At 68.0% G+C, this 25,121-nt stretch carries 19 protein-coding genes; 3 read left to right on the plus strand and 16 right to left on the minus strand.

From position 1 onward, the window contains the following. Positions 1-15 precede the first annotated feature (15 nt). The 15 genes from ACQCX5_RS01880 to hisD form a co-directional block, all read right to left on the minus strand. Entirely contained in the window at positions 16-546 is a 531-nt protein-coding gene (locus ACQCX5_RS01880; protein ID WP_434540289.1) for an adenine phosphoribosyltransferase, read from the minus strand. Between the two features lie 3 nt (positions 547-549). Then, positions 550-1,905 (minus strand): protein translocase subunit SecF, encoded by a 1,356-nt coding sequence (secF, locus tag ACQCX5_RS01885; protein ID WP_434540290.1) that lies wholly within the window; start codon positions 1,903-1,905, stop codon positions 550-552. Between the two features lies 1 nt (position 1,906). Next, entirely contained in the window at positions 1,907-3,466 is a 1,560-nt protein-coding gene (gene secD, locus ACQCX5_RS01890; RefSeq protein WP_434540705.1) for a protein translocase subunit SecD, read from the minus strand. Between the two features lie 81 nt (positions 3,467-3,547). After that, positions 3,548-3,949 carry a preprotein translocase subunit YajC gene (gene yajC / locus ACQCX5_RS01895; RefSeq protein WP_434540291.1) on the minus strand — a complete coding sequence of 134 codons (402 nt, stop codon included), beginning with the start codon at positions 3,947-3,949 and terminating at the stop codon, positions 3,548-3,550. Positions 3,950-4,057: 108 nt separating this feature from the next. Continuing rightward, positions 4,058-5,080 carry a Holliday junction branch migration DNA helicase RuvB gene (ruvB, locus tag ACQCX5_RS01900; protein ID WP_434540292.1) on the minus strand — a complete coding sequence of 341 codons (1,023 nt, stop codon included), beginning with the start codon at positions 5,078-5,080 and terminating at the stop codon, positions 4,058-4,060. 14 nt (positions 5,081-5,094) lie between these two features. Next, positions 5,095-5,706, minus strand: coding sequence for a Holliday junction branch migration protein RuvA (gene ruvA, locus ACQCX5_RS01905; RefSeq protein WP_434540293.1), 612 nt, complete (start codon positions 5,704-5,706; stop codon positions 5,095-5,097). Next, positions 5,703-6,227 carry a crossover junction endodeoxyribonuclease RuvC gene (ruvC, locus tag ACQCX5_RS01910; protein WP_434540706.1) on the minus strand — a complete coding sequence of 175 codons (525 nt, stop codon included), beginning with the start codon at positions 6,225-6,227 and terminating at the stop codon, positions 5,703-5,705. The genes ruvA and ruvC overlap by 4 nt, the downstream gene beginning before the upstream one ends. Before the next feature lie 60 nt (positions 6,228-6,287). Beyond that, positions 6,288-7,058 carry a YebC/PmpR family DNA-binding transcriptional regulator gene (locus tag ACQCX5_RS01915; RefSeq protein WP_434540294.1) on the minus strand — a complete coding sequence of 257 codons (771 nt, stop codon included), beginning with the start codon at positions 7,056-7,058 and terminating at the stop codon, positions 6,288-6,290. A gap of 41 nt (positions 7,059-7,099) precedes the next feature. Further along, a complete protein-coding gene (locus ACQCX5_RS01920; protein WP_434540295.1) occupies positions 7,100-8,026 on the minus strand; it encodes a GNAT family N-acetyltransferase in 927 nt (308 codons plus the stop codon). 192 nt (positions 8,027-8,218) lie between these two features. Next, on the minus strand, positions 8,219-10,582 hold the full coding sequence (locus ACQCX5_RS01925; RefSeq protein WP_434540296.1) for an HAD-IB family hydrolase: 2,364 nt from the start codon (positions 10,580-10,582) through the stop codon (positions 8,219-8,221). After that, positions 10,579-11,319: a bifunctional 1-(5-phosphoribosyl)-5-((5-phosphoribosylamino)methylideneamino)imidazole-4-carboxamide isomerase/phosphoribosylanthranilate isomerase PriA gene (priA, locus tag ACQCX5_RS01930; protein WP_434540297.1), complete on the minus strand. Its 741-nt coding sequence runs from the start codon at positions 11,317-11,319 to the stop codon at positions 10,579-10,581. The genes ACQCX5_RS01925 and priA overlap by 4 nt, the downstream gene beginning before the upstream one ends. 18 nt (positions 11,320-11,337) lie before the next feature. Further along, positions 11,338-11,973: an imidazole glycerol phosphate synthase subunit HisH gene (gene hisH, locus ACQCX5_RS01935; RefSeq protein ID WP_434540298.1), complete on the minus strand. Its 636-nt coding sequence runs from the start codon at positions 11,971-11,973 to the stop codon at positions 11,338-11,340. A gap of 7 nt (positions 11,974-11,980) precedes the next feature. Then, the gene (hisB, locus tag ACQCX5_RS01940; protein WP_434540299.1) at positions 11,981-12,613 is read right to left on the minus strand and encodes an imidazoleglycerol-phosphate dehydratase HisB; all 633 of its coding nucleotides are present in this window, start codon (positions 12,611-12,613) and stop codon (positions 11,981-11,983) included. A 12-nt stretch (positions 12,614-12,625) separates the two neighbouring features. Beyond that, the gene (locus ACQCX5_RS01945) at positions 12,626-13,738 is read right to left on the minus strand and encodes a histidinol-phosphate transaminase (protein ID WP_434540707.1); all 1,113 of its coding nucleotides are present in this window, start codon (positions 13,736-13,738) and stop codon (positions 12,626-12,628) included. 14 nt (positions 13,739-13,752) lie between these two features. Next, positions 13,753-15,066 (minus strand): histidinol dehydrogenase, encoded by a 1,314-nt coding sequence (gene hisD, locus ACQCX5_RS01950; RefSeq protein WP_434540300.1) that lies wholly within the window; start codon positions 15,064-15,066, stop codon positions 13,753-13,755. A 112-nt stretch (positions 15,067-15,178) separates the two neighbouring features. Here hisD and ACQCX5_RS01955 point away from each other — a divergent pair, with 112 nt between their 5' ends. Beyond that, entirely contained in the window at positions 15,179-15,901 is a 723-nt protein-coding gene (locus ACQCX5_RS01955) for a DUF554 domain-containing protein (protein WP_434540301.1), read from the plus strand. 697 nt (positions 15,902-16,598) lie between these two features. Here the strand turns inward: ACQCX5_RS01955 and dnaE are convergent. Further along, on the minus strand, positions 16,599-20,120 hold the full coding sequence (gene dnaE, locus ACQCX5_RS01960) for a DNA polymerase III subunit alpha (protein WP_434540302.1): 3,522 nt from the start codon (positions 20,118-20,120) through the stop codon (positions 16,599-16,601). A gap of 176 nt (positions 20,121-20,296) precedes the next feature. On the opposite strand from dnaE, the gene ACQCX5_RS01965 reads away from it, so the two are divergent. Then, entirely contained in the window at positions 20,297-24,433 is a 4,137-nt protein-coding gene (locus tag ACQCX5_RS01965) for a phosphodiester glycosidase family protein (RefSeq protein ID WP_434540303.1), read from the plus strand. A 39-nt stretch (positions 24,434-24,472) separates the two neighbouring features. Continuing rightward, complete coding sequence (locus tag ACQCX5_RS01970; protein ID WP_434540304.1) at positions 24,473-25,120, plus strand: dihydrofolate reductase family protein; 648 nt, start codon at positions 24,473-24,475, stop codon at positions 25,118-25,120. Position 25,121: the final 1 nt, after the last annotated feature.

Raw genomic sequence — 25,121 nt, forward strand, 5'->3', positions numbered from 1 at the left:
GCTCGCGAACGTCGATCAGACGGTGAGCACCGGGGTGCAGGTGTCGATGCCGTCATCGAGCAGGCGCTGCGCGCCATGCAGGTACCCGAGTTCGAGCACCACACCCACGTGGACGAGTTCAGCGCCCAGCTGGCGCAACAGCCCGGCCGTGGCACTGATGGTGCCACCCGTGGCGAGCACGTCGTCGACGACCATCACTCGTGATCCGGGCTTGATGGCGTCACGGTGCACGGTGAGCGTCTCGTGACCGTATTCCAGGGCGAACGACTCCTCATAGACGGCGCGGGGCAGCTTGCCCGGCTTGCGCACCGGCACGAAACCGGCCTTCAGCGCCAGGGCGACCGGTGCGGCAAAGATGAAGCCTCGCGCCTCCATGCCCACGACGACGTCAATACGCTCAGGGGCACCCTCGATGAGGGCCTCGACCGTTGCCTGGAATCCCTCGGGGGATGCCAGCAGCGGGGTGATGTCCTTGAACGTGACACCGGCCTTGGGGAAGTCGGGCACGTCGTAGATCAGCGACTTGATGAGTTCCAGGTTCGACATCGTTCACTTCCTGCGCTTGGAACGGGTCTGACGCTCGGGCTGGCGGCGCGCCGGCTCGGCGGTCCCGCCCTCGTCGGCCTCGTCCTCGTCGAGTTCCCAGGGGTCGTCGCCGACCTCGTTGATCGCCACCACTTGCCGTTCGGCCTCGGCGGATGCCTCGGCCTCGGCATTCGCCCTGGCCGCGCTCGTCCGTGAACCCTTGGCGTGGCGCTCGCTGCGTCGTCCGAGGCGTTCACGATGGGTACGCATCTCAGGCTCGGCCTCGCGCAGCTGCGCCAGCAGCGGGGCTGCGATGAAGATCGAGGAGTAGGCGCCGGCGATCATGCCGACGAACAGGGCCAGGCCAAGGTCTTCGAGCGGACCGGGGCCCATGAAGAAGACTGCGGCGATCAGCAGGGCTGCCACCGGCAGCACCCCGATGACCGTGGTGTTGACCGAACGCACCAGCACCTGGTTGATGGCCAGGTTCGCCTGCTCGGAATAGGTGTGGTCCTGCTTGGTGATGTCCTTGACGTTCTCGCGCACCTTGTCGAAGACGACCACGGTGTCATAGAGCGAGTAGCCGAGGATCGTCAGCACACCGATCAGCGAGGCCGGGCTGACGGTGAAGCCCAGAATCGAATAGATGCCGACCGTCAGTAGCAGGTCGTGGATGAGAGCCACCAGCGCCGCGATCGACATGCGCCAGTCCCGGAAGTACGCCCAGATCATCAACCCGACGAGCACCAGGAAGACGATCAGCGCCTGGATGCCCTTCTCGGTGATCTGCTGGCCCCACGACGCGCCCACCGTGGAGTAGGCGACCTGGTCGGGGCTGGCACCGACGTGCTGGGCCAGCGCATTTCGCACCGTGGTGATCTCTTCGGTGCTCATGATGCGGGTCTGCACGCGGGCGGTGTTCTCACCGACGGTGACCACGCTCGTGGCGTCGAGTTCGGGCAGGCCGGTGCTCTCGACCACCCGGCCCAGGTCATTCGGCACGGCGTCGGTCACGGCCACCGGGACGGTGAACACGGTGCCGCCCTTGAACTCGATGCCCAGGTTGAGGCCACGGAAGATCAGCGAGCCGATGCAGATCAGCAGGATGGCGGCGCTGACGATGTACCACTTCTTGCGGTTCTTGATGAAGTTGTACGAGGTCTCACCGGTGTAGAGCCGGTGGGCCAGTCCCTTGTTGGCGGGCACCTGGTCGTGGCGGGGCACCGGCTTGGTGGCGGCGCTGCTGCGCCGACGGGTGCTCGACTTCTCGGCGCTCGACTTCTCGGCGCTGGACTTCTCGGCAGTGCGCGTCGAGCTGCGGGCGCCCTTGGTGGCGGAGCGCAACGCGCTCGCCGGTTCGGTCTTCTTCGACTTGGCCATGTCAGGCCTCCTTCACGGCGGTCTTGCGGCGGCGGCCCATCAGCGACTCGCGCGAGACGCCCATGAAGCGCGGCGACATGCCCGAGAACGGGCCACCCTGGCCGAAGTACCTGGTGCGTCCCAGCACCGTCATCAGCGGCTTGGTGAAGAAGAACACGATGAGGATGTCAATCACCGTGGTCACCCCCAGGGTGAAGGCGAAGCCCTTGACCGAGCCGACGGCCAGGATGAACAGCACGACAGCCGAGAGCAGCGAGACAGCATCCGAGATGAGCACCGTGTTGCGGGCCTTGAGCCAGCCGGTCTCGATGGCGGTCTTGAGCGACCTGCCGTCACGCACCTCGTCCCTGATTCTTTCGAAATAGATGATGAACGAGTCTGCTGTCACACCGATCGCCAGGATGGCACCGGCGATGCCCGGCAGGTTCAGTGCGAAGCCGACCGCCTCGCCGAGCAGCACGATGACCGGGTACGAGATGGCCACGGCCATGAACAGCGACAGGATCACCACGATGCTGAGCGCGCGGTAGTAGAACATCGCATAGACGGCAACCAGCAGCAGGCCGATGATGCCCGCGATGATGCCGCCGCGAAGCTGCTCGCTGCCCAGACTGGCCGAGACATTGTCGACGCTCGCGACCTCGAACGACAGCGGCAGGGCGCCGTACTTCAGCACGTTGGCGAGCTCGCGGGCGCTCTGCTCGGTGAACTGACCACTGATCTGGGCCTGTCCGCCCGGAATGGTCTGGCTCACAGAGGGGGCCGAGATGACCTTCTTGTCGAGCACGATCGCGAACTGGTTCATGGGCTGCGACTGGGTCGACAGGTAGGTGGTGTTCGCCGTGAACGCCTCGGTGCCGGCAGTGTCGAAGTTCAGGTTGACCACGTAGTTGAACTGGCCCTGCGGAATACCCGAGCTGGCGTCCTTGACGTTCTCACCGGGAATCACCTCGGGGCCGAGCAGGTACTTCTGCCCGAACTCGTCACAGGCGAAGAACGGCTCGTGCGACACCTCTGGGAACTCATCGACACACATGAAGTTCTGGAAGTCGGTCTGGTCCTGCTGGGTGGGCTTCCAGGCGATGGCCTCGGTGTACTCCAGCTGCTTGGTCGACGTGGTCGGACGCTCGGTGGGACCACTGGTGGGCAGTCCGGGTGAGTCGACTTGGGGCGTCGCCTGGGCGGTCGGCAGACCGGGCGGTGGGGCGCTGGGGGTCGCCCCGGGGCTGCTGCTGCTCGTCGAGGCCAGCGGGCCGCCCTGCTCGACCTGGTAGACATTGCGGAACGACAGCTTGGCGGTCTGCCCCACCAGGCGGATCAGCTCGTCGCGCTGCATGTTGGGCACGCTGACAACGATGTTGCGGCCGCCCTGGGTGGTCACCTCGGACTCACCGACACCGAGCGCGTCGACGCGCTGCTGGATGATGTTGCGGGCCTGCTCAAGGCTGTCGGCCGAGACCGCGCCCGAACCGCTCACATTGCTGGCCGTCAGCGTGATGGTGGTGCCGCCGCGCAGGTCGAGGCCCAGTTTGGGCGTCCAGACCTTCGCCGCGGCCATCATGCCGTACAGCGCGGCGACCAGCAGCAGGAATACGACGATGTTCAGTGCTGGTCGGTACCGACGTGTGGAGGCTGCCACGGATCAGATTCCCTTGTTGATCTGCGGTCCGGCCTCGGGACGCTCGATGCCTTCGGGCAGGTCATCGGGCTCCGTCAGGATGCCCGCCTGCGAGTCGACCTCAGCCTCGACCTGCGCCGACTCGTCGTCGTACTCGAAGTCCTCGTCCTCGGGCTTGACGATGGTCGTCACCGCGTTCTTCGAGACGGTCACCTCGACGCCGGGGGCCAGGTCAACAATGGCCTGTCTGTCACCCAGGTGGCGGATGGTGCCGTAGAGCCCCGACGAGAGCATCACCCGCGTACCGACAGCGAGGCTGTTACGGAGCTCCTGCTGCGCGGCCATCTGCTTGCGGGCCGGACGAATCATCAGGAAGTAGAACATCGCGGCGAAGACGGCGATCAGCAGGATTGTTTCGATGGGCATTTCGAGCAGGCTCCTGTGCGGGGCCCCACCAGGGGGTCCCACGGAAAGTGGGTGGACAGACCAGCCAAGACTAGCGAGTGCGGGACATGATCCCGAACCCGAGCCAGACTAGCCGAACAAATCGGGATCCCCCGACCGCGGTGGGGTGAGTCCCAGATGGCGCCATGCCGCCGGGGTCGCGACGCGACCACGGGGGGTGCGCATCAGGAACCCGAGCCGGACGAGGAAGGGCTCGGCCACCTCTTCGACGGTCTCGGCTTCTTCGGCCACGCTGATGGCCAGCGTCGAGAGCCCCACCGGTCCCCCAGCGAACTTCACGCACAGCGCGTGCAGCACGCTACGGTCCAGTCGGTCAAGGCCCAGCGGGTCGACCTCGTACAGTTCGAGCGCCGCCTGCACCACGGCCATCGTCACGTGTCCGGTGCCGCGCACCTGGGCGTAGTCGCGAACGCGGCGCAGCAGTCGGTTCACAATGCGCGGTGTGCCGCGCGAGCGGGACGCCACCTCGGCCGCGGCATCAGCATCCAGGTGCACGTTCAGCAACTGCGCCGACCGGTTCACGATTGTCTCGAGGTCGGCCGCGTCGTAGTAGTCCAGGGTGGCGGTGAATCCGAACCGGTCGCGCAGCGGGCTCGGCAGCATGCCGGCGCGGGTGGTGGCCCCGACCAGGGTGAAATGCGGCAGGTCGATGGGGATCGCCGTGGCACCCGGCCCCTTGCCGATCACCACGTCGACCCTGAAGTCCTCCATGGCCAGGTAGAGCATCTCTTCAGCCGGGCGCGACATGCGGTGGATTTCGTCGAGGAAGAACACCTCACCCTCGACCAGCCCCGACAGGATCGCCGCCAGGTCACCGGGGTGCTGGATCGCCGGGCCGGACGACATCCGCAGCGGGGCCCCCATTTCGGCGGCGATGATCATCGCCAGCGTCGTCTTGCCCAGCCCCGGGGGGCCGCTGAGCAGCACATGGTCGGGTGGGGTGCCGCGGTGACGGGCCGCGTCGAGCACCAGCCCCAGCTGGTCACTGACGCGGCGCTGGCCGGCGAAATCGGCCAGTCGTGAGGGGCGCAGCGCCTGTTCGGCGGCCTTCTCGTCGGGTTCGAGCTCCGGGTCGAGTGGTGAATGTGTCATGAGCCCTCAGCTCCTCAGCGGGCCAGCGACTGCAGTGCCGCCCGCATCAGCACGGCGACGGGCACGTTCGCATCCTGCTCGACCATCGGTGCCACGTTGTCGCAGGCCGCCTCGGCATCGCGCGCCGACCAGCCCAGGCCCTGCAGCCCGCCACTGACCTGCTCGCGCCAACCCTCGGCCTGCGCCTGCGGTGACGCCGTGGCCCCTGCCCCGCCGGCAGCAGCCAGCACGGCGACCTTGTCCTTGAGCTCCAGGATGATCTTCTGGGCGCCCTTGGCACCCACGCCCGGCACCGACGTGAGTCGACGGACGTCCTCGCTGCCGATGGCCGCGGCCAGGTCGGCGGGCGCCAGCACCGACACGATGGCCAGCGCCAGCTTGGGGCCCACCCCCGGGGCCGTCTGCACCAGTTCGAACGCATCACGTTCGTGGTCAGTGGCGAAGCCATAGAGCGTCAGCGAGTCCTCACGCGGCACCAGGGTGGTGAACAACTCGCACTCGTGCCCGGGGCGCACCCTGGCGGCGGTTGCGGGGGTGCACCAGGCCTTCAGGCCCAGACCACCGGTCTGCACCACGACCCAGTTCGGGCCGGCCGCCGCGACGGAGCCGCTGATGCGATCAATCATGGGTTGCCTCTCCTGGCCCGGGCGTGACTGGCGACGAGCTCTGCATAACGGTTGGTGGCGCTGCCACGCCACACATGGGTGATGGCCAGTGCGACGGCATCGGCCGCGTCCGCGGGTTTGGGTGGTTCGGCCAGTCGGCAGATGCGGGCCACCATCGCCCCCACCTGCGCCTTGTCGGCTGTGCCGCTGCCGGTGATGGCCGCCTTGACCTCACTGGGCGTGTGCATGACTACGGGAATGCCGTGGCGTGCCGCCACGAGCATCGCGATGCCGGCTGCTTGGGCCGTGCCGGTGACCGAATGCAGGTTGTGCTGGGCGAAAACACGTTCGACGGCCACCGCCTCGGGGCGGATACGGCCCACCCAGTCCTCGAGACCTTCTTCGATGCGCAACAGGCGCAGGGCATGGTCGAGGTCGGCGGGCGTGCGCACGACGCCGCAGTCGATGAACGTCGGCGCGCGGCCCACCGTGCCCTCGACCACGCCCACCCCACACCGGGTCAGGCCGGGGTCGACACCCAGCACGCGCATCCGTTGGCTCCTCACATCCCACAACCGAACACCTGTTCGGAGCCTACCTGATCAGTCCTCGTCGAGCTGGGAGGCGATGTCGTCGGGGATGTCGACGTTGGTGTAGACGTTCTGCACATCGTCTGAATCCTCGAGCGCGTCGATGACCCGGAAGAGCTTCTGGGCCTCGTCGACGCTGCTGACGGGCTGGTCGAAGTCGGCACGGAACTCGACCTCGGCCGAGTCGTAGTCCAGTCCCGCGGCCTGCACGGCCTGGCGCACGGCGACAACCTGAGACGGGTCGCTGACCACCTCGAAGGTCTCGCCATTGTCGACGACGTCCTCGGGCTCGGCGTCAAGGGTCGCCTCGAGCAGGTCGTCCTCGGTGACCTGCTTGCCGTCCTGCTGCTTCGAGACGATGACGACACCCTTGCGGGCGAAGATGCGGGCCACAGAACCGCCGTCGGCCATGGTGGCCCCGTTGCGGGTGACGGCCACGCGCACGTCAGAAATGGCGCGGTTGCGGTTGTCGGTCAGGCACTCGATCAGGATCGCCACACCGGCCGGGCCGTAGGCCTCGTACATCACGGTGTCGTAGTTGGCGCCCCCGCCCTCGGCACCGGAGCCACGCTTGACGGCGCGGTCGATGTTGTCATTGGGCACCGAGTTCTTCTTGGCCTTCTGGATGGCATCGAACAGCGTGGGGTTGCCGGAGGGGTCACCGCCGCCCAGGCGCGCGGCCACCTCGACGTTCTTGATCAGCTTGGCGAACAGCTTGCCGCGCTTCGCGTCGATGACGGCCTTCTTGTGCTTGGTGGTTGCCCATTTGGAGTGTCCGGACACGGGGGCTCCCTTTCAGTCGGCGATCGTTCCAATCCTCCACTCTAGTCGCGCCGCAGCCCCATCAGCACCAACCGGTCGGTGGCGCGATAGCCGAGGTCGCTGAACAGGCGGTAGGCATGGGAGCTGTCGGCGTCCACGCCGAGACCGGCACCTGCAAGCCCGGCGTCGGCGTAGCCGCGCAGGCACTGGGTCAGCAGGGCACGTGCAATGCCCCGGCCCCGCCACTCCGGCACCGTGCCCAGGAATTCCGTCCAGCCCTCGCGCAGGCCCAGCGCGGGCCAATCGGGTTCGTTGTCGGCACTGATGGCATAGCCCACGACCTCGTCGCCGGCCAGCGCGACCGCCGAACTCTCCCGGCGCAGGGTCGCGACGTCCAGCATGTGTTCCCAGACCGCACGCGAGACCCGCTGCGCGCCGGGCACCGTGGCATAGGTGCGGTTGTGGGCCCGACGGACGGCCTCGCTGCGGGACATGTCGAAGTCCACGAGGCGCACCCCGTCAGGCAGCACCAGCGGCAGGGCATGGGGATCGGTCTCGGCGAACGTGACGTGCATGTCGGCGAACCAGCGCTCGGCCACGAAACCGGCCTGCTCGAACTGGCGCACGCGAAAAGTCAGCTTCTCATCGACATACGCACCGGCCCACAGCGGCTCGTCGACACCGTCGAGTTGTAGTTCCTCATGCCAGTCCAGCGCGATGTCACGCAGCCAGACAGCGCACGCCTCGCCCACGTGCTGGTAGCGCCACGCCGGGTGCACGATGAACTCGAGCCAGTAGCGGTGCTCGCCCTCGCCCCTGCGGGGGTGCCCCCATGCCGTGGCCACGACAGACCCCGAGCGGTCACGGCCGACGACAGCATTGCGGCCGGGGTCGGCATCAGGGGTGCGGTAAAGCCGCTCGAGTTCGGCCAGGTCGACGTGGCGGATCGGGTCGTCCAGGTGTTCGGCCGCCTGGACGAGGTCAGCCACGTCGGGCAGGTCCGACTCCTGGAGCCAGTCCCACCTCAACCTGGGTTCAACGTAGGGATCGCGCATCTGGTTCCGGTCAGCCGTCACTATGACGGGACGAGGAGTCGACGCTGACCACCCGTCCCACTCTGAAGACTACCGGAAGGCCCCGCCACGATGTCGGCGGGGTCCGCAATCACCTGCATCCACATATCACATGGGCAACATGCGCCGACGGTTCGCCCCCACGGGCCAGTCCACGACCGACCAGCCCTGCTGGCGGGCCGCCCGCAGCAGGCCGACGTCGGGGCTGACCGCCACGGGATGGCCCACCGCACGCAGCATCGGCAGGTCGACGTGGCTGTCGGCATAGGCATAGGCATCGCGCAGGTCATAGCCGTGCAGCGCCGCGTAGTGGTGCAACCATGCCGAGCGCGATTCGCCCACCATCGGCGGCCCCTGCAGGAACCCGGTGCACACCCCGTCGTCATCGACCGACAGTTCGGCCGCGACGACCACGTCGAACAGGTCGGCGAAGGGTCGGGTGAATGGACGCACCGCGCCGGTGAGCAGCACCGTGGTGTGCCCGGCCTCACGGTGGTCCTTGAGGCGGGCCAGCGCCTCGGGCGCAACCCGGTCGGCCACGAAGTCGGCCAGCTTGGTGTCGACGATCTGTTCGAGCTCGTCGAGCCGCACGCCCTCGAAGCGGCGGTACAGCGCCCGCAGGAAGTCGGAGCGGTCGCGCCTTTCGGCCCCCAGGTAGCCGGGCAGGCGGGTCAACACCCCGCCGACCTCACGCACCTTGTCGACCAGTCCGAGCTCGGGCAGGCGGGCCGCCAGGTAGGTCTCGACCACGTTGGTCGCCAGCACTGTGCCGTCGAGGTCGAACGCCGCGATCGTCGGACGACCCCCGGACTTCAGCTCGCGGTAGGTGGTCGCCCGGGCCGCACGGCGCTTGCGGGCGTTCTCGAGACGCTGCACCGGTTGCAGGATCGCGGGGGCATGCACCTCTTGCAGGTAGTGGAACCAGTCGATGTCGGCTGAGTCGAAACCGAAGCGTTCGACATCGTCGGGGTGTAGTTGCTGGTGCAGCGCCAACGTCCGGTCGTCCACGAAGTGCAACTGCGACTGCAGGTATTCGCCATAGATGGAGATGTAGCGGCGATAGAAGCTGAGCTTGTCGACCTGCTTGTCGAGCTTGATGGCCGCCTTGCGGGTGGTGGCGCTGCGCGGGGCGACCCGCAGGGCTTTGTTGGCCAGACTGGCCCCGAACTCACCCGCGCGGATCATCCGCTCAACCGGGGCGTGGCCGGGGAACGTCCACGTCGCCCGCGGCACCTCCTTGCCGTCCAGCACGAACGGGTGCCGGTCGAGGTATTCGTGCAGGTTCTGGTAGATGCCGCGGAACGTCAGCGGGTTCCGGGCACCCGAATTGGCATGGTAGAACTCGATGGTGCCGACCTCGGGTTCGGTGGCGCAGACCGCGACGATCTCGTTGACGACGTAGTCGCACGGGATGAGGTCGATGACGGCATCGGGCGCTGCGGGGAACTCTGGCAGGTCGCCGCGGGCATAGCTCAGGATGATCGGGTCGGCCATCTTGAAGCCTTCGATCCAGCCCGGGTACGGGTGGTTCATCGAGGATTCGACGATGGCGGGCCGCACGACCGAGACCTTGATGTCTTTGGCCAGGTCGGCGACAACCCGCTCGCCCATCGCCTTCGCGAAGGTGTAGACGTCGGTCCAGCCCAGCGAGCGGGCGCGCTCGGTGCCAGCGAGGACGAGTTCCTGACGGATCCATTCCAGCCGCCGGCGCTCGGTGTCTGCCGCCGTGGTCAGGTAGCCGGCCTGCTGGTGCTCGGCCTCGGCCTGCTTGCGCAGGATTGTCAACTGCTCGGGGCTGCGGGAGCGGCGCCGGATGTGGTCAGCCATCTCGAGCGCCGCCTGCGTCTCGACGTGGTAGTCGATGTCGTGCACGTGGGCGGCCTCGGGGATCGCGCCGCGGCGTCGGCCGGCGGTGTAGGCCGTCGAGATGTGCACGTAGTGCGGCACCCGCTCGAGTTCGCCGTCGGGGCCGGTGGCCGACTCGATGAACCGGTTCAGCAGGGCAGAGGTGCCGACGACGTTGGTGTTGAAGGCGTCGTCGATCGGCGGGTCGAACGAGACGTCACCGGCGCAGTGCACCAGCACGTCGATGTCGCGGGGCAGTTCGGGCACGTTGGGCAGGTCACCCTCGATGACCTCGACCCGGGACTGTTGCAACGCCTCGGGACCGCCGGCAGCCTCTTTGAGCTGGGCGAAGATCTGCTTGCGCAGCAGGCCCACGACCCGTGCCTGGGCGCTGAGCGAGCCCTTGCGGCGCACCAGCACCGACACCTTGGTGTCGGGCAGTTCGGTCAGGATCTTCCACAGCAACTGTTCGCCGATGAATCCGGTGACGCCGGTGAGCGCGACCTTCTTGCCGGCGAGCAGGTCGCGCAGGCGACCGTCCAGCTTCGGTGGGGGTTGCACGGGGACGCCGCCCGGGCCGAAGGTCGCGGCCGGCCCGACGGGGCGACGCGGCGGGGTCTGGGTCATGAGAGGTCCTCGGGGTTGGCACCGGCGGCCACGGCCAGCGCATCGGTCAGCGTCATGTTGCCGACATACAGCGCGGTGCCGATGATCGCGCCCTCGACACCGTCGATGTCCCGCAGTCGCGCCACGTCCTCAAGGGTGGTCACGCCCCCCGAGGCGATGACGGCAGCGTCGGTGCGGGCACAGACCTGGGTGAGCAGGTCGAAGTTGGGGCCGGTGAGCATGCCGTCGCTGTTGACGTCGGTGACGACATAGCGCTGGCAGCCTGCGGCGTTGAGCCGGTCGAGGGTCTCGAACAGGTCGCCGCCCTCCTGCGTCCAGCCGCGCGCCGCGAGGCGCGTCCCCCGCACGTCGAGGCCGATGGCAATCCGGTCGCCGTACTCGGCAATGACGCGTTCGCACCATTCGGGGTTCTCGAGGGCCGCGGTGCCGATGTTGACCCGACGGGCACCCGCGTCGAGGGCGCGGGTCAGCGAGGCGTCATCGCGGATGCCGCCGGACAGTTCGACGAGCATGCCGATCTGGCCGGTGATGGCCGTGGTGATCTCGGCATTGCTGCCGCGGCCGAAGGCGGCGTCAAGGTCGACGAGGTGCAGCCACTGTGCGCCCGCGCTCTTCCACCGCTGGGCGGCGGCGAGGGGGTCGCCGAAGGTCTTCTCGCTGCCGGCCACGCCCTGTACGAGCTGCACCGCCTGCCCGGATTGGATGTCAACAGCGGGCAACAACACCAGATCAGTCACGCCCGGCAGCCTATCCGATCAGTCTGCCCCCGCGGCGGCGACGACATCGAGCCAACGGCGCAACAACCGTGCCCCGGCCTCACCGGACTTCTCGGGGTGGAACTGCACGCAGCTGAGCGCGCCCGCCTCGACGGCGGCCACGAACCGGTCGCCCTCGTGATCGGCCCACGTCACGACGGCGCCAAGGTCGTCGGGCAGGTCATGGACCCCATAGGAGTGCACGAAGTAGTACCGCTCATCGGGCTCGGTGAACAGATGCGAACGCCCACCTGGCGAGACCGTGTTCCAGCCCATGTGCGGCAGTCGCTGCGAGCTGAGCTGCTCGACCACCCCCGGCAGCACGCCGATGCCCTCGCGGTCGACACCGTGCTCGATGCCGCGCGCGAACATCACCTGGTGGCCCACGCAGATGCCCAGCACGGGGCGGCCGGCCGCGAGGCGGTCGCGCACCAACACATCACCCCCGGCGGCCACGAGCCCGTCCATGCATGCGGCGAAGGCACCCACGCCGGGCACGACGACGCCGTCACAGTCGGCAATCTGCTCGGCACTTCCGAGCACGACCACAGCACCAGCGGCCTCGAGCGCCTTCACCGCGGAGTGCAGGTTGCCCGAGCCGTAGTCGAGCACGCCGATGGTGAGTCCCCCAGGCATTCCCCCCTCAGGCATTCAACGTGCCCTTGGTGCTCGGCACCCCAGGAGTGCGGGGGTCGTATGCCAGGGCGACGCGCAGCGCACGGGCCAGCGCCTTGAACTGCGCCTCGACGATGTGGTGCGGGTCCCGGCCGGCCAGCAGCCGCAGGTGGATGCACAGGCCGCTGTTCAGGGCGAACGACTCGACCACGTGGCGGGTCATCGACCCGGCATAGGGCACACCCGAACCGCCGATCAGCGCGTAGACCTGACCGTCGGGTTCGCCGGTGTGCACCACATACGGGCGCCCCGCCACATCGACCGTGCAGTGGGCCAGCGCCTCGTCCAGCGGGATGGTGGCATCGCCGTAGCGGGTGATGCCACGCTTGTCGCCCAACGCCTGCTTGAGGGCCTGCCCGATGGCGATCGCGGTGTCCTCGATGGTGTGGTGGCCGTCGATGTGCAGGTCGCCGGTGGCCTCGACCCTCAGGTCCATGCCGGAATGGCGGCTCAGCGCGGTGAGCATGTGGTCGTAGAAGCCGACCCCGGTGTTGATCGTCGACTCGCCGGTGCCGTCGAGGTCGAGCCAGACCTTGATGGACGATTCGCTGGTGGCCCGCTCGATCGTGGCGGTGCGGTGTTCGCGGGGGGTTTCGCTCATGGTGGGCACTCCTCAGTGGGGAAGACGCTGCGGGAAGGTGGCCAGCACCTCGTCGAGCGCGGAACGGAAGGCGGACATCTCGTCGGGGGTGCCCGCGCTGACCCGCAGGTAGCCCTGCGGGCCGGTCTCGCGGATCAGCACGCCCCGGTCGAGCAGCCCCTGCCAGACGGCGTGCCGGTCGGCGAACCGCCCGAACAGGCAGAAGTTGGCCTGGCTGGGCACCACGTCGAGGCCATGGTCACGCAGCCACAGCTGCAATTGCTGGATCTGCAGTCGCAGTTCGCTGACGTTCTCGAGCATTTCGGGCGCATGGGCGAGCGCCACCCGTGCCAGCGCCTGGGTCTGTGCCGACAGGTGGTAGGGCAGCCGGACGATACGACAGGCATCGACGATGGCGGGTGCTGCGGCGAGGTAGCCCACGCGCCCCCCGGCGAACGCGAACGCCTTCGACATCGTGCGGCTGACCACCAACCGGCCGAACCGCGACAGCAACGCGCAGGCCGAGTCATCAGGAATCTCGGTGAACTCCTGGTAGGCCTCGTCGACCACCACGATGGCGGTCGTGGCCTCGAGCACCTCTTCGACCACGCTGACCGGCAGTGCCGTGCCGGTCGGGTTGTTCGGCGTGGTCAAGATGACGATGTCGGCCTGGTGCTGCTCGATGGCCGTGAGGATGTCGTCGGCGGTCAATGTGTAGTCGTCGCGTCGGGGTGAGGCCACGTAGCGCGTCAGCGTGTTGCGGGCGTACTCGGGGTACATCGAGTACGTCGGCGCGAACGACAGCACGGTGCGCCCGGGGCCACCGAACGCCGACAGCAGGTGGGTCATCACCTCGTTCGACCCATTGGCTGCCCAGATGTTGTCGGCAGTCAGACCGAAGCCCAGGTAACGGGCCAAGTCGGTGCGCAGCCCGGTGGCCTCGCGGTCCGGGTAGCGGTTGACGTTGCCGGCCAACTGCTGGATCGCCCTGGCCATGTCGTGGACGGTCGCACTCGACGGCGGGTAGGGGTTCTCGTTGACGTTGAGGCATACCGGCACGTCGAGCTGGGGTGCGCCATAGGGCTCTTCACCGATCAGTTCGGCGCGCAGCGGCAGGTCGGCCAGGGTCAGGTCCGGGCCGGCGATGGTGGTCTCGTCGCTCACTTCGTGGGTTCCCCTCGTCGAACGGTGATGGCATTGGCGTGTGCTGGCAGGTTCTCGGCCATCGCGAAGGCCTCGACACTGCCGGCGATCTCGAGCAGGGCATCCTGGCTGTAGTCGATGACGTGGATCGACTTCAGGAAGCTGCGCACTGTCAGGCCCGAGCTGAAGCAGGCGCAGCCGGCGGTGGGCAGCACGTGCGTGGAGCCGGCGGAGTAGTCCCCCAGCGACACGGGTGCCCAGGTGCCGACGAAGACGGCGCCGGCGTTGCGCACCCCGGCAGCGACTGCTGCGGCGTCCCGGGTCTGGATCTCGAGGTGTTCGGCCGCATAGGCATTGACCACGTCGAGGCCCTGGTCAAGGTCGCGCACCAGCACGAGCGCCGACTGCTGGCCACCGAGTGCGGTGGTGATGCGCTCACGGTGGCGTGTCGCCGCCACCTGGCGTTCGACCTGTGTCGTGACGGCGTCGATGAGGGCCCGGGAATCGGTCACCAGCACCGCTGCGGCCATCGGGTCGTGCTCGGCCTGCGAGAGCAGGTCGGCAGCGACGTGCACCGGGTCGGCCGTCTCGTCGGCCAGGATCGCGATCTCGGTCGGGCCGGCTTCTGCGTCGATGCCGATGACGCCGCGCAGTGCCCGCTTGGCAGCCACGACCCAGATGTTGCCGGGGCCCGTGACCATGCTCACGGGCTCACACAGCCCGGGGACGCCATGCGCGAACATGGCGATCGCCTGTGCACCGCCGACGGCATAGACCTCGTCAACGCCCAGCAGGGCGCACAGCGCAAGGATGTTGGGGTGCGGCAGGCCGCCGAACTCCTTCTGGGGCGGTGAGGCGACGGCGATGGAACCCACCCCGGCAACCTGGGCGGGCACCACATTCATGATCACGCTCGACGCCAGTGGCGCCAGCCCACCGGGCACGTACAGGCCCACACGGTCGACGGGCACGATGCGGGTGGTGATGGTGGCACCGGCGGCCACTTCGACACGGCGCTCGGCCTCTTCCTGCTCACCGAGCGTCGCCACTCCCCTGCGGCGTTCGATCGAGATCTCGAATGCCTCGCGCAGCGTGGGGTCGAGTTCGTCGAGGCAGCGCGCCATGACGTCCGGGTCGACACGCAGCGATTCGGGGACGACGCCGTCGAACTGCTCCGAGAACCGGCGAAGCGCCACCTCGCCCTCGCCTGCCACGGCATGAATGATGGGACGAACCTTGTCGACGGCATGCTCCACGTCGAACTCGGCACGCGGCAGCAGGGAGCGGTAGCGACCGTCGGTCACCTCGGTCAGGTCAATGCGTGCAATCACGGGCCCAAGTCTAGTGTTGCGCTCGCAGGCCCGTGATACGCCTTGTCATGACGGGACAAACGGTCGATAGGGTGACGCGGTGACTTTCATTGGCCTTGGCACCGTCGCCAACATGGCAACCATCGTCCTGGGTTCGCTGCTTGGTCTCGCTGTCGGTTCACGGCTTGACGAGCGCACACGCACGACCATCACGCAGGTGCTGGGGTTGTGCACCCTGGTGATGGGTGCCTCGGCGCTGCTGCCGATGTTCCGTGAACCGCTGGCTTCGTCGGTGCCGGGCGGTGCGGTGTTCCTGCTCGTGGTGCTGTCGCTGGCCCTGGGCACGCTGGTCGGCTCACTGCTGCGCCTCGAGGACCGCACCGAGGGCATCGCGGTGCGTCTTCGTCGCTGGCTCGTGCGCGAGGGCAGCGACAGTGCTGACAAGCAGGCCCGCTTCGTCAGCGCCTTCGTCACCACGACCTTGCTGTATGCCATCGGCCCGATGGCGATCCTCGGTGCCCTGCAGGACGGCCTGGGCCAGGGCGCCTCGATCCTGTTGGTCAAGGCCGTGCTCGACGGGATCGCCTCAATTGCCTTCGCCTCGGCGCTCGGTGCCGGCGTGATGGCCTCGGCGCTGTCGGTGGGTGCCTACCAGGGGTTGCTGACGCTGCTGGCGTGGCTGCTCGGCGACCTGCTCAGCCCCGTGCAGGTCGACCTGCTGTCAGCGGTCGGTGGGGTGATCCTGCTCGGCGTGGCGCTGCGCCTGATGCAGGTGCTCGACATCAGGGTCGGCGACACCGTGCCCAGCCTGCTGGTCGCCCCCGTGCTGATGGGGCTCGCGCAGCTGGTTTTCTGAGGGGAGGCCACCCCCGACCATGGGACCACCGGGCAGGGCCGGGGCCGACGGCACCCCACCGCGACGCGGGCGCCGGAACAGTTCGGCGATGCGCCGCTCCCCCAGCCTGTCCGGGGGTGCAACGACGGGTTCAGGCAGGAATGCCGACCCGATCACCAGGGGCACGATCGCGCCGAAGGGCCAGGCAGCGAGTGCAGTGTGGGCCTGCAATTGCATGTCGATCGGCACCACGTCGCCCGGCCTGGCCTGGCTCAGCCGGGTGTCGAAATCTCCCGGGCCCATCGCGATGCCGACCCACCAGCACAGCAACGCCGCGACCACGGCAGCGGCCAGCACCAGGGCAATCATCACCAGCCCGCGGTGACCGAACCAGATCCAGCCCCAGACGCCGAGCAGCAGACCCACGACCAGGCCGATGGCCGCGAACCAGTAGTCCGCAGAAAACATGCCCACCAGGTCGCGTTCAGACATCGTCGCCGCCCCATTCTGGGCGACGGTGAAGCCGGGCAGGCCGGTGGCGACGTTCCAGATGATGCCCGCCAGCACCCCGGCGACCATGGCGGCGACCATGAAAATGACCATCTGCCGGGTGGAATGCGACAGCACCCGGACGGGTCGTTCCAGCACCGACATCGAGTCATCAGGGGATTGCGGCCGCATGCCCCCGGCGATGTGGGTCATGGGCGTCGTCCTTCGCTCAGGCCAGGCATGATGGCCCCAGCAGTGCCTTGAGGTCGGCCATGAGCGGCTGGGTGGCATTCACCCGCAGCTCGTCGTGCAACCTGAAGGTCGTGGCCCGGTCAGTCGACAGCAGCGTGACGCGCACCTCGTTGACGCCCGGGTGCTGGCGCAACACGCCCTTGAGCTGCTCGACCACAGGCGGGGTGCACCGCGTGATCGGCAGCTGGATCGTGATCGGGCCGCCCGAATGGTGGTCACTGATCTCGGGCACACTCAGGTCGTTTGCCTGGATCGAGACGGTGTCGTCCTCGGTGCGCTTGACCCGGCCGCGCACCTTGACCACGACATCGGTCGCCAACTGCGTGGCCACCTGCTCGTAGACCTTGTTGAAGACCATGACCTCGACGCCGCCGTCCAGGTCTTCGACGTTCAGGATCGCCCACACCTGACCGGTCTTGGTCTGCTTGCGGGTCAGCTGGGTGACCATGCCACAGATGGTGACCGTGGCGCCTTCAGGCGGGCCGTCGGACGACGCGACCACACCCAGGGAATGGTCGCGGTGCTGCGCCAGCACGTGCTCGAGACCATGCAGCGGGTGGTCCGAGACATAGAGCCCGAGCATCTCGCGCTCAAACGCGAGCTTGGTCTGCTTTTCCCATTCGGGCATGTCGGGCACCACGGCGTGGTGGTTGGCCGGCAACTCGGCGGCGAATGCGAAGTCGGCGAACAGGTCGTCCTGACCATTCTCCTGGTTCTTCTTGATCGTCAGCACCTCGTCGATGGCCTGCTCGTAGACCTCCATGAGGCCGCGGCGGGTGTGACCCATCTCGTCGAAGGCGCCGGCCTTGATCAGCGATTCCATCATCCGCTTGTTGCACACCGACAACGGAACATGGTCGAGGAACTCGCTGAAGGTCGCCGCCGGGCCCTGCTGCTCGCGGGACGAGACGATGCCCTCGACGACGTGGATGCCGACATTGCGCACGCCATTGAGGCCGAAGCGGATGTTCTGGCCCACGGCGGTGAACATCGCCTGGGACTGGTTCACGTCGGGCGGCAGCACCTGGATGCCCATGTGCCGGCATTCGGCCAGGTAGCCCGCCAGCTTGTCCTTGTCGTCCTTGACCGACTGCAGCAGCGCGGCCATGTACTCGACCGGGTAGTTGGCCTTGAGGTAGGCCGTCCAGTACGAGACGACGCCATAGGCGGCGGAGTGGGACTTGTTGAACGCGTAGTCCGAGAACGGCAGCAGGATGTCCCAGACGGTCTGCATCGCCTCGTGGGAATAGCCGCGTGCGGCCATGCCCGAGCTGAACACCTCGTACTGGGCGTCCAGTTCCTTCTTCTTCTTCTTGCCCATCGCCCGGCGCAGCATGTCAGCGCCACCCAGGGTGTAGCCGGCGAGCTTCTGGGCGATCGCCATCACCTGTTCCTGGTAGACGATCAGGCCATAGGTCTCACCGAGGATGTCCTCGAGGGGCTCGGCCAACTCGGGGTGGATCGGGGTGATGTCTTCGCGCCCGGTCTTGCGGCGGGCGTACTTGTTGTGCGAGTCGGCGCCCATGGGGCCAGGACGGTAGAGGGCACCGACGGCCGAGATGTCGTCGAACTTGTCGGGCCGCATCGAACGCAGCAGTGCGCGCATCGGCCCACCGTCGAGCTGGAACACGCCCAGCGTGTCACCGCGCTGCAGCAGGTCGAACGTGGCGGGGTCGTCGAGCGGCAGGTCTTCGAGCACGACGTCGACATCGCGGTTCTGCTTGATGTTGCGCACGGCGTCGTCGAGCACCGTGAGGTTGCGCAGCCCCAGGAAGTCCATCTTGATCAGCCCGAGCGACTCACAGCCCGGGTAGTCGAACTGCGTGATGATGGCGCCGTCCTGCTCACGCTTCATCACGGGGATGACATCCTGCAGCGGCGCCGAGCTCATGATCACACCGGCGGCGTGCACACCCCACTGCCGCTTCAGCCCCTCGATGCCGCGGGCCGTGTCGACGACTTCGGCCACCTCGGCACTCGACTCGTACAGCTCGCGGAACTCGCGGCCCTCGGCATAGCGGTCGTGGTCGGGGTTGAACAGGTCGCCCAGCGGCACGTCCTTGCCCATCACCGCGGCGGGCATCGCCTTGGTGATGAGGTCACCGACCGAATAGGGCTTGTCGAGCACGCGGGCGGCGTCCTTGACGGCCTGCTTGGCCTTGATGGTGCCGTAGGTGATGATCTGGCTGACCCGGTCTTCGCCGTACTTCTCGGTGACGTACTTGATCACTTCACCGCGGCGGCGGTCGTCGAAGTCGATGTCGAAGTCGGGCATCGAGACGCGCTCGGGGTTGAGGAACCGTTCGAACAGCAGTCCGTGCGCGATCGGATCGAGGTCGGTGATGCGCAGCGCATAGGCGCACATCGAGCCTGCGCCCGAGCCGCGGCCCGGCCCGACGCGGATGCCGTTCTGCTTGGCCCAGTTGATGAAGTCGGCGACCACCAGGAAGTAGCCGGCGAAGCCCATCTTGAGGATGATCTCGTACTCGAACTTGGCACGGTCGGTGACCTCGTCGGGCACACCGTCGGGGTAGCGGCGCTCCAGCCCGGCCCGCACCTCCTTGACGAACCAGCTGTCCTCGGTCTCACCCTCGGGGGTGGGGAACTTGGGCATGTAGGTGCCCATGCCCTCGTCGAACTCCGTTTCGATGCGTTCGGCGATCTCGAGGGTGTTGTCGCAGGCGTCGAGGTGGTTGCTGAACAGCAGCCGCATCTCTTCGGCGCTCTTGAGGTAGTAGCCGGAGCCGTCGAACTTGAAGCGCCCAGGGGTGTCGAACCGGGCCCCGGCCGAGACACAGAGCAACGTGTCGTGGGCGTGGGCATCGTCCTTGTGCACGTAGTGCAGGTCGTTGGTGGCCACGAGCGGCAGGTCGAGCTTCTTCGCCAGCCGCAACAGGTCGTCGCGCACGCGGTTCTCGATCGAGAGCCCGTGGTCCATGAGTTCGACGTAGAAGTTGCCCGCACCGAAGATGTCGCGGAACTCGGCGGCCGACTCGACGGCGTTGTCGAACTGCCCGAGCCGTAGGTAGGTCTGCACCTCACCGGACGGGCAGCCGGTGGTGGCGATCAGCCCCTCGGAATACTCGTTCAGCAGTTCGCGGTCGGCGCGGGGTTTGTAGAAGAAGCCCTCGAGGCTCGAGCGCGAACTCAGCCGGAAGAGGTTGTGCATACCGGTCTTGTTGGCCGACCACATCGTCATGTGGGTGTAGGCACCCTTCGACGCGACGTCGTCACCCGTGCCATCACCGAACTGGACGCGCTTGCGTTCGCTGCGGTGGGTCTTCGGCGTCAGGTAGGCCTCGAGCCCGATGATCGGCTTGATCTCAGCCTTCTTGGCGGCCTTGTAGAACTCGTAGGCGCCATACAGGTTGCCGTGGTCGGTCATGGCGATGGCGGGCATGCCCTGACCGGCGGCTGCCTGGGTGAGTTGGGCCACCCGCGCGGCCCCGTCGAGCATCGAGAAGTCCGTGTGGCAGTGCAGGTGCACGAACTGGTCCATGCAGGTTCCCCCCCGGGTGCTCGACGACAGGCCCCAAGAGTAGTCCGCGCCAGACGCCACCGGCGAATGAGCGATATCGGTGCTTGTCAGCCTGCAGTTTCCTCGATGACACCTTTTGGTCACCTGCGGCTGGTTGGCTGCGTGGGTAGTCCCCCTTTCTTGATCAGGAGCAATGCATGCCCATCGACAGCAAACGCTTGTCGCGAGCCGCCGTGGCGGTGGTGACAGGCCTGGCCCTCGCGGTCGGCCTGGCACCCCTCGCCCCGGCGTGGTCAGAGACCACCCCCACGGCGACCACGGTCGTCCAGGGCCTCGACGGCGCCGATTCGGCGCTGCTCGACAGCCATGACACCCAACTGGCCCCCGGGCTGTCGATGACCTCGTTCCAGCGCCGGCAGGGCCGGGCGTGGGTCGGCGGGCAGGTGCTCACGATGGACACCACCGCCGCCAACCTGTCGCTCGACGTCGTCGACGGCGGCGCGGTCGCCGGGCGCAACAAGACCGTCTCGCAGTTCGCCACCGAGGCGGGCAATGACGTCGTGGCCGCCGTCAACGGTGACTTCTTCGACATGAACGCCACCGACGCCCCCGTGCACGGCAACATCGGCAGCAACGGCGTGCGCAGCCTCACCCGGTCGAGCCTCGCCTTCACGATGACCCAGGGCAAGGCCGCCATCGAGACGCTGATGTCGAACAGCCAGCTGGTGCGCCTGTCCGACAACACCACCACCCAGGTGGACGGCGTCAACACCCCCGGCAGCTATGCCGTCACCGTCTACAACTCCGCCTGGGGCAACTACCGCCTCGACGGCGTGGCCGGCAACGGCGACGTGGTGGTCCTGTACCTGCGCGATGGCGTGGTCGAGAAGGTCAGCACTGACAAGGCCGCCCTGCAGACGATCTCGATCGCCGAGGGCGAGGCCATCGTGCTGGGCCGCGGCCAGCAGGGCCGCGACATGCTCGCCGGCTATGCCGTCGGCGACCAGGTGCGCCTCGATGTGAAGGCCAACCTCAACGCCGATCTGGCAGTCGGCGGCAACATCGCCCTGGTCACCAACGGTGAGCTGACCACCGAGAACCAGGTGACCGCCGGCCGCACCGCCGTGGGCATCTCGCAGGACGGCAGCAAGCTGTTCCTCGTGGCCATCGACGGCCGCCGTGCCGACGCCGATGGCCAGACCATCGCGGAACTGGCCCAGCTGATGAAGGACATCGGCGCCTGGAATGCCATCAACCTCGACGGCGGTGGCTCGACCACCATGGTCGGACGACCCGCCGGTACCGACCAGGTGCAGGTGCTGAACACCCCCTCTGATGGCAACGAGCGCCTGGTCTCGAATGCGCTGGTGATCCGCTCCAGCGCTCGTCCGACGCTTACCGGCGTGCAGGCGCGCCCCGCGAGCGCCGAGCCCACCAACGCCGAGGCCCAGCACCTCGAACTGATGCCCGGGCTCACCCGCACCGTGCGCGCCACCGGCCTTGACGGCAATGGACGACCCGTCGCCAGCTATGGCGCCTTCAGCGCCGGGCCCCAGGTCGGCATCTCGGCCGTGGCCGAGACCGCGACCGTCACCGGCAAGTCCACCGGGTCGGGCACCCTGACCTATGCCGCAGGCCAGTACTCGGCCCAGCTGCCGTTCACCGTGCATGGCGCACCCACCCAGCTGGTGCCCAGCACCCGCCTGGTGGCGCTGTCGAGCCCGGACGACCAGGGCACGCTGCGCCTGGCCGCTGCCGACGCTGACGGCAACACCGCGCCCGTCGAGATCGGCGATGTCACCATCACCACCACCGGGGATGTCGCGGTCGAACCCAGCAGCCTCGACAGCTGGCGGGTGATCGGCACGAAGAACGGTTCAGGCACCATCACCCTGTCGGCAGGCGGCCTGCAGACCAAGGTGGCGGTCACCATCGGCACCGTCGACCAGACCGTCTCGGACTTCTCGGACCCCTCGCTGTGGACCAAGGCATACGCCCGGGCCACCGGCACGATGGTGCCCGCGACCGGGCCAAACGGTGAACCCGCGCTGCGTATGCAGTACGACTTCACGACCAGCACCAGCACCCGCGGTGCCTATGCCAACGCCGCCCCGAACATCCCGGTCGCCGGCCAGCCCCAGTCGCTGAGCCTGTGGATCAACGGTGACGGCACCGGCGTGTGGCCACGCATCCAGGTGCGCCGCGGCGATGGCACCAGCACCAACGTGGACGGGCCGAATGTCACCTGGACCGGCTGGCGCAAGGTCAGCTTCACCATCCCCACGGGTACCGCCTACCCGCTGCAGATCATGGCGATCCGCATGATGGAGACCCGCTCGACGGTCAAGTACCACGGTGATGTCACCATCGCCGGGCTGACGGCCCAGGTGCCTGCCGATGTCGAGATCCCGCAGGTGCCGTACGTGCACGACCCGGTGATCATGACCACCGGCACCGTGGACGGCCGTCCGCTGCGGATCGCGGTGATGAGCGACGGGCAGTTCGTCGGCCGCAACCCCGACAGCGCGCTGGTGGCCAGCATGCGCCGCACCCTGCGCGAGATCGTGGCCGCCAAGCCCGACATGCTGGTGATCAACGGCGACTTCGTCGATGAGTCCAATGACATCGACTTCGAGCTGGCCAAGAAGATCCTGGACGAAGAGGTCGGCGACAAGCTGCCCTACCAGTACGTACCGGGCAACCACGAGATCATGGGCCAGCCGATCAGCAACTTCGAGAAGTGGTTCGGCGACACCCGGTCGGTGCATGACCTCAAGGGCACCCGCCTGATCACGCTCGACTCCTCGAGCGGTCACCTGCACCCCGATGGCGTCTCACAGCTGCAGTTCCTGGAACAGCAGCTCGCCGCCGCCCAGGCCGACGACTCGATCACGGGCGTGCTCGTGTTCCACCACCACCCGGTCGACGACCCGACCCCGGGTGCGCTGTCGCAGCTCAGCGACCGTACCGAGGCTGCCGCCGTCCAGCGGCTGCTGGGGCGGTTCCGCGCCCAGGGCAAGCAGGTGGCCAGCATCAACGGCCACGTGGGTGCCTTCCATGCCGACGCCGTCGACGGGGTTTCACGACTGATCAACGGCAACTCGGGCAAGAGCCCGTCGGGCCCCACCGACCAGGGCGGCTGGTCGGGCTGGACCATGCTCGGCATCGACCCGGCCAAGGGCGGGGCTGACCGCACCGCCTGGCTGCAGGCCGAGACCCACGCGCATGTTGACGAGCTGGCCATCAAGGTCGCCGACCAGGCCGTGACCACGGTCAATGTCAACAAGGGCGACGTCGTCAACCTGACGGGTGTGCTCACCCAGGCCGGCCGCCAGGTCGATGTCCGCTGGCCCGTGACCTCGCAGTGGTCGGGTGAGCGGGTGCTGGTGACCACCGATGCCGAACTGCCCGCCGACGCGGGTGACGTGGGCTTCCGCCTGAACCCGTCCACCGGTGAGCTGGCATGGAACGGTGGCGGGTCGGGCGCACTGACCCTGACCGTCAACGGCACGTCGGTGACGGTGGTGATCACCAGCAACGACTCGAAGCCGGTGCCCGCGGGCGAGACGGCGGCGACGGACAAACTCGGTGACCACACCGGCGACGGGCTGGCCGACGTCTACGGCATCGACCGCTCGGGCCACCTGCAGTTCTTCCGGACGCAGCCGAACGGCAAGCCCACCTGGGCTGGTGCCGTGGGCACCGGCTGGGGCCAGATGACGGCGATGACCCAGATCAACGACCTGACCGGTGACAAGCGGTCCGACCTGCTCGTGCGCCGCGGCACCGACAATTCGCTGTGGCTCTATGCGGGCGGCAGCAACGGCTATGTCAGCGTCGTGCGCCAGGTGGGCCAGAACTGGGGCGGCATGGACATCATCGCGCCAGTGCACAACCTCGGGGCCGGTCCCGGCCAGTACGTGGTGGCCCGCCGTGCGGCTGATGGAGCGCTGTTCCGCTACCGGCTCACCCCCGGTGGTCTGGTCGATGTGAAGCGCGTCGGGCAGCACTGGGGTGACATGACCCAGCTGGTCGGTGCCGGCGACCTGACCGGCGACGGTATTGCCGACCTGTTGGCGATCCGTACTGATGGCACCCTGTGGCGCTATGCCGGCAAGGCCAATGGCACCATCGACGGCGGCGTGCAGGTGGGGCGTGGCTGGCAGGGCTTCACCCGCGCCTTCGTGGCCGGTGACCTGACCGGTGACGGACGCTACGACCTGCTGGGCCAGCGGGCCGACGGCAAGGTGTTCCTGTACGCGAACCTGGTCGGCCAGTGGGGCCAGGCACGCGAGGTGATGTCGGGCACGACGGGGTATCTGCTGATGGCGTGATCCGTGGCGCCTTGGGGCCGGCGGCGGCAGACTGGTGGGGTGAGCGCACCACCACCGGTCACCGGCGTCGGCCCCCTGTCCCCCGCACAACTGCGGGACTGGTACGCCGTCCCTCCCGAACACGCGGACGGCACGTGGGTGCGGGGCAGCTTCATCACCACCCTCGACGGCCGCGCCACGGGTCCTGATGGACGCGCGGGCAGCCTCAACGAGGGCTCTGAGGGCGACCATGCGGTCTTCAACCACCTGCGCGAGTGGGCCGACGTCGTCGTGGTCGGTGCGGGGACGGCCAGGGCCGAGGGCTACACCCCGATGGCTGGCGTGCCGCTGGCAGTGGTGTCCCGCGGCACGCTCGAGCCGGAGTCACTGCGGCGACCGGACGGCGACGCGGGCGAGGTCGTGTTCATCAGCGGCCACGGCACCGACATCACGGCTGCCGGCGTGCTGGCCACCCTGCACGACCACGGCTGGCGCCGCATCGTGCTCGAGGGCGGCCCGCACCTGTTCGGCAGCTGGCTGCGCGAGCGACTGGTCAATGAACTGTGCGTGACGGTGCGCCCGGTGCTTACTGGCGGGGACGGTCCCCTGCTGGTGCCGCCGGGGGTCGACCTGGGCGGACTGCTGGGGTCGCCGACCCACCTGCTGACGTGGGGCGGCGACATCCTGGTCCGCACCAGGTTGGGTTAGC

Origin of the sequence: Aestuariimicrobium sp. G57 (assembly GCF_050110855.1) — a bacterium.
Lineage (GTDB): Bacteria > Actinomycetota > Actinomycetes > Propionibacteriales > Propionibacteriaceae > Aestuariimicrobium.

Excerpts from the sequence above, each read along its gene's own strand:
- secF (WP_434540290.1), bottom strand. The coding sequence starts at position 1,905 with ATGGCCAAGTCGAAGAAGACCGAACCGGCGAGCGCGTTGCGCTCCGCC.
- ruvA (WP_434540293.1), bottom strand. The coding sequence starts at position 5,706 with ATGATTGATCGCATCAGCGGCTCCGTCGCGGCGGCCGGCCCGAACTGG.
- ACQCX5_RS01880 (WP_434540289.1), bottom strand. The coding sequence starts at position 546 with ATGTCGAACCTGGAACTCATCAAGTCGCTGATCTACGACGTGCCCGAC.
- ACQCX5_RS01955 (WP_434540301.1), top strand. The coding sequence starts at position 15,179 with ATGGCAACCATCGTCCTGGGTTCGCTGCTTGGTCTCGCTGTCGGTTCA.
- ACQCX5_RS01925 (WP_434540296.1), bottom strand. The coding sequence starts at position 10,582 with ATGACCCAGACCCCGCCGCGTCGCCCCGTCGGGCCGGCCGCGACCTTC.
- secD (WP_434540705.1), bottom strand. The coding sequence starts at position 3,466 with ATGATGGCCGCGGCGAAGGTCTGGACGCCCAAACTGGGCCTCGACCTG.
- yajC (WP_434540291.1), bottom strand. The coding sequence starts at position 3,949 with ATGCCCATCGAAACAATCCTGCTGATCGCCGTCTTCGCCGCGATGTTC.
- ACQCX5_RS01965 (WP_434540303.1), top strand. The coding sequence starts at position 20,297 with ATGCCCATCGACAGCAAACGCTTGTCGCGAGCCGCCGTGGCGGTGGTG.
- ruvB (WP_434540292.1), bottom strand. The coding sequence starts at position 5,080 with ATGACACATTCACCACTCGACCCGGAGCTCGAACCCGACGAGAAGGCC.
- dnaE (WP_434540302.1), bottom strand. The coding sequence starts at position 20,120 with ATGGACCAGTTCGTGCACCTGCACTGCCACACGGACTTCTCGATGCTC.
- hisB (WP_434540299.1), bottom strand. The coding sequence starts at position 12,613 with ATGAGCGAAACCCCCCGCGAACACCGCACCGCCACGATCGAGCGGGCC.
- hisH (WP_434540298.1), bottom strand. The coding sequence starts at position 11,973 with ATGCCTGGGGGACTCACCATCGGCGTGCTCGACTACGGCTCGGGCAAC.